Origin of the sequence: Roseivirga sp. UBA1976 (assembly GCF_002336325.1) — a bacterium.
In the GTDB taxonomy this organism is placed as follows: Bacteria; Bacteroidota; Bacteroidia; order Cytophagales; family Cyclobacteriaceae; genus Roseivirga; species Roseivirga thermotolerans.
On record NZ_DDDQ01000019.1, the window covers coordinates 1 to 9,373 of the forward strand.

Annotated in this window: 8 protein-coding genes and 1 pseudogene; 3 read left to right on the top strand and 6 right to left on the bottom strand. The window is 43.7% G+C overall.

The genetic code is table 11. From position 1 onward, the window contains the following. The 3 genes and pseudogenes from B3763_RS01620 to tyrS form a co-directional block, all read left to right on the top strand. A pseudogene (locus tag B3763_RS01620) lies at positions 1–673 on the top strand (hypothetical protein); the annotation flags it as partial. Next, entirely contained in the window at positions 673–1,149 is a 477-nt protein-coding gene (locus tag B3763_RS01625; protein WP_189631193.1) for a bactofilin family protein, read from the top strand. The pseudogene B3763_RS01620 and the gene B3763_RS01625, both read left to right, overlap by 1 nt. 212 nt (positions 1,150–1,361) lie before the next feature. After that, complete coding sequence (gene tyrS / locus B3763_RS01630; protein WP_189631192.1) at positions 1,362–2,648, top strand: tyrosine--tRNA ligase; 1,287 nt, start codon at positions 1,362–1,364, stop codon at positions 2,646–2,648. Between the two features lie 108 nt (positions 2,649–2,756). Here tyrS and B3763_RS01635 read toward each other — a convergent pair whose 3' ends face one another. The 6 genes from B3763_RS01635 to B3763_RS01660 form a co-directional block, all read right to left on the bottom strand. Then, positions 2,757–3,608: a DUF4249 domain-containing protein gene (locus tag B3763_RS01635; protein ID WP_286742939.1), complete on the bottom strand. Its 852-nt coding sequence runs from the start codon at positions 3,606–3,608 to the stop codon at positions 2,757–2,759. Between the two features lie 2 nt (positions 3,609–3,610). After that, positions 3,611–5,962: a TonB-dependent receptor gene (locus tag B3763_RS01640; RefSeq protein WP_286742941.1), complete on the bottom strand. Its 2,352-nt coding sequence runs from the start codon at positions 5,960–5,962 to the stop codon at positions 3,611–3,613. A gap of 243 nt (positions 5,963–6,205) precedes the next feature. Continuing rightward, positions 6,206–7,003 (bottom strand): patatin-like phospholipase family protein, encoded by a 798-nt coding sequence (locus B3763_RS01645; protein WP_286742942.1) that lies wholly within the window; start codon positions 7,001–7,003, stop codon positions 6,206–6,208. Positions 7,004–7,006: 3 nt separating this feature from the next. Further along, the gene (locus tag B3763_RS01650) at positions 7,007–7,855 is read right to left on the bottom strand and encodes an MBL fold metallo-hydrolase (RefSeq protein WP_286742944.1); all 849 of its coding nucleotides are present in this window, start codon (positions 7,853–7,855) and stop codon (positions 7,007–7,009) included. Next, on the bottom strand, positions 7,852–8,526 hold the full coding sequence (locus tag B3763_RS01655; RefSeq protein WP_286742946.1) for a DUF6090 family protein: 675 nt from the start codon (positions 8,524–8,526) through the stop codon (positions 7,852–7,854). The genes B3763_RS01650 and B3763_RS01655 overlap by 4 nt, the downstream gene beginning before the upstream one ends. A 218-nt stretch (positions 8,527–8,744) precedes the next feature. After that, on the bottom strand, positions 8,745–9,373 hold a 629-nt coding region (locus tag B3763_RS01660; RefSeq protein WP_286742950.1), incomplete at its 5' end, for an acetyl-CoA carboxylase carboxyltransferase subunit alpha.

The window sequence follows — 9,373 nt, forward strand, 5'->3', positions numbered from 1 at the left end:
AGAAATTGATCATGTACAGGTAATTCCTGAAGTTATTGGCTGCGCCATTGCTCTTAGAAAGGGAAATCAGAAAGTAGACGGCAATTTCTTTGTGATGTCTCTGGGATATGGTACTCTGGAAGGATTGTTGAGCACTGAAGGCGGTATAGTACAGAGAACATCGCTTTCTACCTACGGTTTGCGATATGCTGTAAACCTGTTAGAAAAAGAGCTGGCTAAAACCTACTACCTGGAGTTGAAAACAGAACATCAGATTGATGTAGCCTTTCAAAAAGGTGTGATATTCCTGAATAGAAAGCGTATCGACATTAAGTCTATCAGAGACAAAGTAATTAGACAATACTACGAAGACGTTGTGTCTCCGGCCATGCGCAAGGCCTTTAACGACAACGACTTTACCGTTTCGCACCGCATGTTCCTTGCCGGGGGCGGAGCACTCTACCCTCAGTTGGTTGAATGTTTCAAAGAAGAGTTTCAAGATATTCTGGATCTGGAAGTGGCTTTTGAACCGCAAACACTTGCCAGCCGTGGCTATTGCATAAATTCTGCTCAGTTGAACGGAGGGGTGAAAGGAAATGCTGTGGGTCTGGACATAGGAAATGCCACCACTATCATTTCTGTGTATGATGAAAATAACTTGAGTACAGAATCTTCAATACCCGCTGAATACTAATGAGTAGAAAAGCCGAAGCAACAAACAATCCATCTACCTTAATTACTCAGATTCGTGAAGGCTCCGTAATATCGGGCAACATGAAATCCGAGCACAGCATTAGGGTCGATGGATTTGTTACTGGCGATCTGATTTCGGGAGAAAAAATCATTGTTGGATCGCATGGCGAGATTGGAGGCAATTTGAGTGGTTCGGACATTACCATAGAAGGCTATGTAAATGGCGATGTGCTCTCCAACGGGCACTTACACCTGGCTCAAAACGCCAGAATCTACGGTAAGATATATGCCAAGAAAATTTCGGTTGAAAACGGTGCCGAGATGAACGGCAAAGTGACAGTGGGTGAACAGGTGGAAATGCCTGAGCTAAGCTCCAGCTCCCCTTCCCGATCGTCTAAAGATATCAACATCAACCGTAACAGAAGCTCGTCAATGCCCAACGAGCAAAAAGACAACTACGGCACAGTGGCCTGGTAACTGCCAGGCCCATTGGCCTCTCTACTCCCCTCACATCCTTCTTCAAGAGACGGTTGCTATACTATTACCGTTTCTCAATCTGCGCATAGCCGGCTCAGCAAAGGGCAAAAATAGATACTCTGTTTACAGCCGGTGATTTTATATATACTTTGTTTTTAGCTTTCAAGCTCCCCCTTCAAATTCTATATTTGCGCTCCGAAAAAATCTACAGCATGAGCAACAATCTGATAGAAGAATTACAATGGAGAGGCATGATTCACGACATTATGCCCGGCACAGAGGAACAACTGAGTAAAGAAATGACTACCGGATATGTGGGTTTCGATCCTACAGCCGATTCATTGCACATTGGTAATTTGGTTCCGGTGATGTTGCTCGTTCATTTACAAAGAGCGGGACACAAGCCCATAGCTCTTGTGGGGGGGGCTACCGGACTTGTGGGAGACCCTTCTGGCAAATCGGCCGAAAGACCACTGCTCGATACCGATGCACTGAACCATAACCTGGAATCGCAGAAAAAACAGCTTCAAAAGTTCCTGAACTTTGACTGTGGCGAAAACTCGGCTGAAATAGTCAATAATTACGATTGGTTTAAAAACTTTGGCTTTCTGGAGTTTATCCGCGACATCGGAAAACACATTACCGTAAACTACATGATGGCCAAAGACTCTGTAAAAAACCGCCTGGAAGGTGGCATGTCATTTACAGAGTTTAGCTACCAACTGGTGCAGGGCTATGACTTCTTGCACCTATACCAAAACCTGAACTGCAAGCTACAAATGGGTGGCTCTGACCAATGGGGCAATATTGTTACCGGTACTGAGCTCATTCGCAGAAAGGTGCAGGGAGAAGCTTTTGCCATTACGGTTCCCCTGGTAAAAAAGGCCGATGGCACTAAATTCGGAAAGTCTGAGGGCGGAAATGTATGGCTCGATCCGGAGAAAACCTCACCGTATAAGTTCTACCAGTATTGGCTCAATACTTCTGACGAAGATGCGGCCAACTTTATAAAGGTCTTTACGCTACTACCTAAAGAAGAAATTGAAGCCCTGGAGAAGGAACATGCCGAAGCCCCTCATAGGAGAACACTCCAAAAGGCGTTAGCCGAAGATGTGACCCGTAGAGTGCATTCCGAAGAAGATCTTCAGACGGCCATTAAGGCCTCCAATATCCTTTTTGGAAAGTCTACCACGGAAGACCTGGCTTCTTTGAACGAGAGCACTCTCCTATCCGTTTTTGAGGGTGTGCCTCAGGTGGAAGTATCCAAGGCAGAAATAGAAGCCACTGAAAACTATATAGACCTGCTCAGCACTGTTACCCGGGACCAAATATTTGCTTCGAAGGGAGAGGCCCGCAGAATGCTGCAAGGCGGAGGAGTATCTATCAATAAGAATAAAATTGAAGATATGAACGCCAGGCCTCAGTTTGACTTACTGCAGAACAAATACTTCCTGGTTCAGAAGGGTAAGAAAAATTACTATTTGGTGGTAGTAGCCTAGCAAACCCCCAACGCAAAGAGGTTGTCTCCGGCTCTGCTTCTTTCTCTGCTATAAACACAGAAAGAGTAGCCAACGAGACAACCTCTTGTTGTTTAAACCCACAAAATTTTAATCACCGGGAGGAGTGACCACCATTTCTTCAAAATCCATGGCACTTACCTGAAAATAGCCCAGGGCTCCATTGCTAAGGTTATTGCGTGGGTTGGCCGGAGGAGGGCTAAACATGCCACCATCATTATTGAGAAGGTTAGAGAGATCTGAATAGAAAATAAATGCCTTACGCGTAAGGCTAAACATTTCTACCCTCACCACATCGCCCTCGCTGTAATAGCCTGCAATTTCTACATCATCGATAGTTTCTCCCAACACTTCATCGTCAGAGAAGTAAATGTCTGTGGGCCAGTCTAGCAAAATGGAATCATTTCTATAGAATTTAAACAGGTAGTGGTCTACCCTATCTTGTGGTTCTTTCGCGTAGAAAAGTACCGAGTAAATTCTTCCCGGAACCTCAGGGTCTTCCAACTCTTCATCATCCACTTTTACCTTTAATGAATCTATGGTAGTAACAGGGAGCAATTCTTCGGTGGCCGTATATACTTCTCCGTCTACCGTTACATTGAGCGTGTAGCTCAAACCAACCTCGCCTGTAAAATTGGCATTTGGCCAGTAGTAGCCATTTTTCTCAGGGTCGGCCGTAGGATTATGAACAAACACAATGGTTTCACCCAAAGAGGTAGTCACACGCACATCGGCATTGGTAATTCGCGGGGTTGCACCGGTTTCATAAAAGCCCCTGCTTCTGGAAAGTTTTACATAACTGCGCCCCTCGTGGTTCGTCACCAGGGCTTCAATAACCACTTTACTTTCTGTTTGAAGTGAGTCTATAGGAATGGTTTCTTCACAGCTCCAGGTCAACACTAGAAAAAGAAACAGGCCGATATATAATTTTAAAGATTTCATACTTAAAAGGTAATGTTGTAGGTGATTGAAGGGAGTACAGGGAACAAGTAAATCAGGCGAGCCTCTTTCTGAGTGCCATCACCAGTTATATTTCCGTCATCGTCCATGGTAACCCGAGTGTAGACAGAAAATGGATTTTTGCGGCTATACACATTGTAAAGAGAGAACACCCAGGAAGTTTCATACTTCTTTCCGGCATTCTTGCGTGGTGTTAGCGTAGCACTTAAATCCATTCGATGAAAATCGCTTAGCCTGTAACCATTCCTTTCGGTAATAATATCAGGCAGATAGCCATCGCCATACTCATAAGACCCTGCCGGTAGGGTTATGGGCCTACCCGTACCGTATGTAAAGTTTCCTCCAAAGGTCCATTTGTCGTTGTAGTCGTAGGTAGCCACTACATTGAGGCTATTGCGTCTGTCATGATTGGCAAAAAACTCGTTGCCATGATTTACTCCGGGCACCTGGCGTGTAGCCTTCGACCATGTGTAAGAGATAAACCCGCTAAGGTCGCCTTTCCTCTTCTGCAACATTAGCTCCAGTCCGTAAGCTTCTGAAGCACCTTGCCTAAATTCAGTGGCCAGGTCCTGATTAAAGAAAATCCGCGCATTATCGGCAAAATCGGTTACATTCTGTATGTCTTTGTAATAGGCCTCAACCGAAAACTCATAGCGGTTATTATTGAGGTTTTTGAAATAGCCTACAGCCAACTGATCGGCCTTTTGAGGAAGCAGGTAAGTTGAGCTTGGTGCCCATGTATTGAACGGAAGAGGCACCGTGCCACTACTTATGAGGTGCGTATTCTGCACCATTCTATTGTAGCTTGCTTTTATACTGGTTGACTCATTGACGATATATCGTGCCGAAAATCGCGGCTCCAGATTAATGTAAGTTTTAATATTCTCAAAGTCACCATAGTAAGTAGAGTCGGTTCTCACAGGTTGGACGTTATTGTTTACATCTTCATACTCATATACCATTTGCTCTCCTATGTTCTGGAAAATGGAAAGCCTGGCTCCATACTGAAAAGTGAGCTTGTCAGAAACCTGATGCTCCAACCCGGCATAGAAGGCGTGGTCTAACGCATACTCTTTCTGTAGTGCTGTAGACTTAAAAATAGATCCCTCGCCCGGCTCTATAATTCCCGGGTTAAACTGGCGATAGGTCAAATGATAGCCAAAATCCAGACTCAATCTGGGGTTGAAGAAGTAGTTCTGATCTTGTTTAAAGCTATATTCTGTAAGGTCTGAATCCCACTGAAAACCATCGCTTTGTGTAGATGACCCAAGGCCATAGTCGAACTTGCTTGCTATGAGCGATGTGTTGGAAAATAGCTTATCGTTATACAGGTGATTCCAACGAAATGTGGCTGTTTTATTCCCCCAGTCAAAGCCAAACTCTCCATCAAAATTAAAGTCGTCACGGCCGGCATAAAGTGCTAGAAAGAAACGGTTCTTATTGTTTGCCCGCCAGTTGACTTTGGCATTTACATCATAGAAATACACCAGGTTATCCTGATCGGCCAGTTTTAGAAACATATCTACATAAGACCGCCTGGCCGAAACAATAAATGAGCTTTTGTCTTTTTTAATAGGTCCTTCTAACATAAGGCTACTAGCCAGCAGGCCAATACCAGCCTCTCCTCCAAACTTCTTATTGTTTCCGTCTTTGGTGCGTACTTCCAAAATGGAAGAAAGTCTACCCCCAAACCGTGCCGGAATTCCTCCCTTATATAATTCAGAGTCTTTTATAACATCGGCATTAAACACTGAGAAAAGGCCAAACAAGTGAGAGGGATCGTAAACAGGAGCTTCATCAATAAGAATCAGATTCTGATCGGCACTCCCTCCACGCACAAAAAAACTGGAGGTGCCTTCTCCTGCAGAAATAACTCCCGGAAGCATTTGTATGGTTTTAATAATGTCGGGTTCGCCAAAGAGAGCCGGCAACTTTTTCACCTGAGCAAGATTAAGTTCATTCTTGCTCATTTGAATTTTCACCACGTGCTCATCTTCGCGCTCTCCGGTCACTACTACTTCGCTCAGGTTAAGCACTTCTTCCTGCAGCTCAATATTCATAGACTTATCGGCATTGAGTTCAATGATCCGTTCTACGGTTTTCATGCCTATGAAAGTGAAGCTTACATGATAAGTGCCTTTGGGAAGGGTGAGAGAGTAAAACCCATAGGCATTGGAAATAACTCCGGCCTGGGTTTCTTTCACATACACGGTAACGCCAATAAGCTCCTCGCCATTGGCCGCGTCTCTAATGTACCCGTTTAGGGTAAACTTTTCCTGGGCCTGTGCCATATTGACCAACAGGCACACCCAGGCAACGATAAAAAATACTCGCATTGCTGTTCTTAGATTGAGTTTTTGATGTTTGATTGTTTTGTTTATTGTCTTAGACGAGCCGCAACTCAAACACACGTACGACTCTATGAATTTCTTTTTTTAGTCGTATCAAACCCACAAAAGGTTTACCAGTATTGGTTGTTTTTGCAAAAAAAAATTGGATTCCTGCTAAAACGGCAAAAGAATGTAAAGTGTCCCCTACCTTCTTGAACAGGTGAAAGGTGATTTATACCCGGGAAAAGATTAGGCCGACTTCGACTCGGCTATGCTCAGAAGTTTTTGAAGTTTTTCACTCTCAGGAGAATCTAAAAGTTGTCGGGCATGCTCATAACCTATATTGAAGAGTTCGCGCGACTTCTTAAAATCGAACGTACCATACTTTCTGAGTTCTTGGGGCATAATGTAAACATCGCAAATCCGGCTGCTATACATAACATTGGCGCTTAGGGCTAATACGGTTACTCGTTCAATCATGCGCTTAGGCCCCGATAAATTAGGCTCTTTAACCAGGGGTGCCACATTTACACCAATTATAAAATCGCAACCTTTCTCTTGTAGTATTTCTGTAGGCATGTTGTTCAATATCCCTCCGTCTACATAGTAATCTTCACCAATTTTTACCGGATCAAAAATGAAGGGAATACAGCATGAAGCCATAATTGCTTGCTTTAGCGACCCTGAATGAAACATTTCAGTCTTCCCTTCATTGAGGTTGGTTGCGGCAATGTAAATAGGGATTTGCGAAGCTTCGAAGCTATCTTCCTTCAGGTATTTGCTATATACCGACTCAGTTTTTTGAATATTGAGCAGCCCCGTTACACTAAATGCCGGCCATACCAACTTGAGGATATTGGTGTTTTCAAAAATCTTTAGTGTTTCTTCCGGCTTATAACCATAGCTGTAAAAGGCTGCCGCTACTGACCCCGCACTGGCACCACTAATCATATCTACCTTTATACCTACTTCTTCCAAAGCTTTTAAAACGCCCAGATGAGCAAAACCTCGTGCTCCACCGCCTGACAGTGCCAATCCTACCTTCATGGTTTAAAGTATTTCTTTAAGTGAAAAAGTTTTATCGAGTCTCACTCCTTTTTCTGTATGCTTTACCGTGCAACATTCATTCACAGGGTCATGTTCTAGAAATAATATATAGCCTTGGTCTGCCGCCTCGTTCAAAAATTTCTCTTTTTCATCGAGGGTTAAAAGGGGGCGCGTATCATAACCCATCACATAAGGCAAGGGTATATGCCCAACTGAAGGCAGTAAATCGGCCATAAACACAATGGTGTGATCCTTATATTTTATTTTCGGAATCATCTGTTTATCGGTATGACCATCAACAGTAAGTACCTCAAACTGCTGAAAAGCGGCCCGTCCATTTAGGGGCACAAAGTGCAAGTGACCGCTTTCTTGCATAGGTATAATATTTTCTTTCAGAAAAGAGGCCTTTTCGCGTGCATTGGGTTGTGTAGCCCATTTCCAATGGTCTTGATTGGACCAGTATTTGGCGTTAGGAAAATGCAACTCCAATTTTTCTCTGTCATCGCCCACATAATCTACTCCGCCCCCACAATGATCAAAATGCAGATGGGTAAGAAACATGTCTGTGACATCCGATCTGTCGAACCCAGCTTTTTTCAGGGAACCATCTAACGAGGCCTCTCCATGCAGGTAATAATGACTAAAGAAACGGGCATCCTGCTTATTTCCGATTCCATTATCAATAAGTATCAGTTGGTCGCCATCTTCTATAAGTAAGCAGCGCATGGCCCATGTACAGAGGTTTTTCTCATCGGCCGGGTTCGTGCGCGACCATAGGCTTTTGGGCACCACACCAAACATAGCTCCCCCATCTAGTTTAAAAAAACCGGTGTTTATTACGTGTAAATTCATTTGAGTTCAATATTGATGTTAGCGATGAGTGAATCGCATCGTTGTATTACCTGATCGTATATTTTATTTCGTGTCAGCAAAAAATTGTAGTAACTGCCCATTAGATTAATGGCCTCGTTTTCCAATAGTGGTTTGGTATCTCGAATTCCGTTGGTTCCCTGCTGAAAGGCAATATTTTTTAGCATATATGGATACAGATGATTGTCTACCAGGTTTTTAATGAAATCGTCTATACGATGTAGTTCGGTATACGATACGTTATAATGCGTGGCAAGTTGGTTGCGCAGTTCGAACGATGAAATGATTTGCAGGTCTCCGGAGTTTATAAGCGCACTATAGGTCCCTGTATTACCAAAAAAATAAGGAGCAGTATAGGTGCTGGTAATGTGCTTGATCTGAAATTTTTGCAGGGGTTGACGACTGAAAAGAAACTGAAAGGTTTCAGATACATTCTGAATGAGCACCTTGGATGAGTCTACTACTCTATTAAGGTTGGCTTTGTCCTGCTTAAGATCGTCTCTCAAAGCTTGTAGATACAGTACTTCCTCTTGCTGCTGTTTTCGGTTTTCCGAATAGTTGTCTAGCGCAAAGGCAATGGAAATACCTGCAATTACAACAATCAAATCTAAAATGTAGGGTTTGAGTTTAGGTTGAGCTTTTGTTTTTGCCATAGTTCGATTGATGGAATCAGAGGAAAGTTAAGCAATCCCTTCAGCAAAGAAAAAGCAAGTGATAAACTAAACAGGCCGGGTGAAAGTTTGCCGCACGCCACCAAAAAAGTGAGCCTGCCTTAAAAACCTACAACAATTAACCCAGTGGAGTCTATTACTGTATTCTTTTCTAAGACAGGCTTACCTGCTAAGTGCCATACGAAAAAGTAGAGTATGTACTACTCCACCACTTCGCCCATGTTGGCAAATTTTTCTATTCTATTGTTGATTCTCTCCTCAGCCGACTGCTTCATGAGCGGCTTAAGTTCTTTGAGAATCCGATTTTTAAGGGTTTCATACATCCAGTCCGGGTCTCTATGAGCTCCACCCAGCGGTTCTTCAATGATGCCATCAATGAGTCCGAAGCCGAGCATATCTGTAGCGGTTAGCTTCAAAGCTTCTGCTGCCTGCTCCTTGTAGTCCCAGCTTCTCCAAAGAATAGATGAGCAAGACTCAGGAGAAATTACCGAATACCAGGTATTCTCGAGCATAAGCACCTTATCGCCAACGGCTATACCAAGAGCTCCACCAGAGGCTCCTTCACCTATAATTATGCAAATTACAGGCACCTTGAGCATAAACATTTCTTTAATGTTTCTTGCAATAGCCTCTCCCTGACCTCTCTCTTCGGCCTCAAGCCCCGGATAAGCACCGGGAGTATCAATAAGCGTAACTATGGGCTTATTGAACTTTTCGGCCATCTTGAATAGGCGCAAGGCTTTTCTGTAGCCTTCCGGATTAGCCATACCAAAGTTTCTCATTTGGCGCTGCTTGGTGTTACGTCCTTTTTGCTGACCCACCAACATTA

Bases quoted from the DNA above. Each gene is read 5' to 3' on its own strand.
- B3763_RS01640 (WP_286742941.1), bottom strand. From the start codon at position 5,962: ATGCGAGTATTTTTTATCGTTGCCTGGGTGTGCCTGTTGGTCAATATG.
- B3763_RS01625 (WP_189631193.1), top strand. From the start codon at position 673: ATGAGTAGAAAAGCCGAAGCAACAAACAATCCATCTACCTTAATTACT.
- B3763_RS01645 (WP_286742942.1), bottom strand. From the start codon at position 7,003: ATGAAGGTAGGATTGGCACTGTCAGGCGGTGGAGCACGAGGTTTTGCT.
- B3763_RS01650 (WP_286742944.1), bottom strand. From the start codon at position 7,855: ATGAATTTACACGTAATAAACACCGGTTTTTTTAAACTAGATGGGGGA.
- B3763_RS01635 (WP_286742939.1), bottom strand. From the start codon at position 3,608: ATGAAATCTTTAAAATTATATATCGGCCTGTTTCTTTTTCTAGTGTTG.
- B3763_RS01655 (WP_286742946.1), bottom strand. From the start codon at position 8,526: ATGGCAAAAACAAAAGCTCAACCTAAACTCAAACCCTACATTTTAGAT.
- tyrS (WP_189631192.1), top strand. From the start codon at position 1,362: ATGAGCAACAATCTGATAGAAGAATTACAATGGAGAGGCATGATTCAC.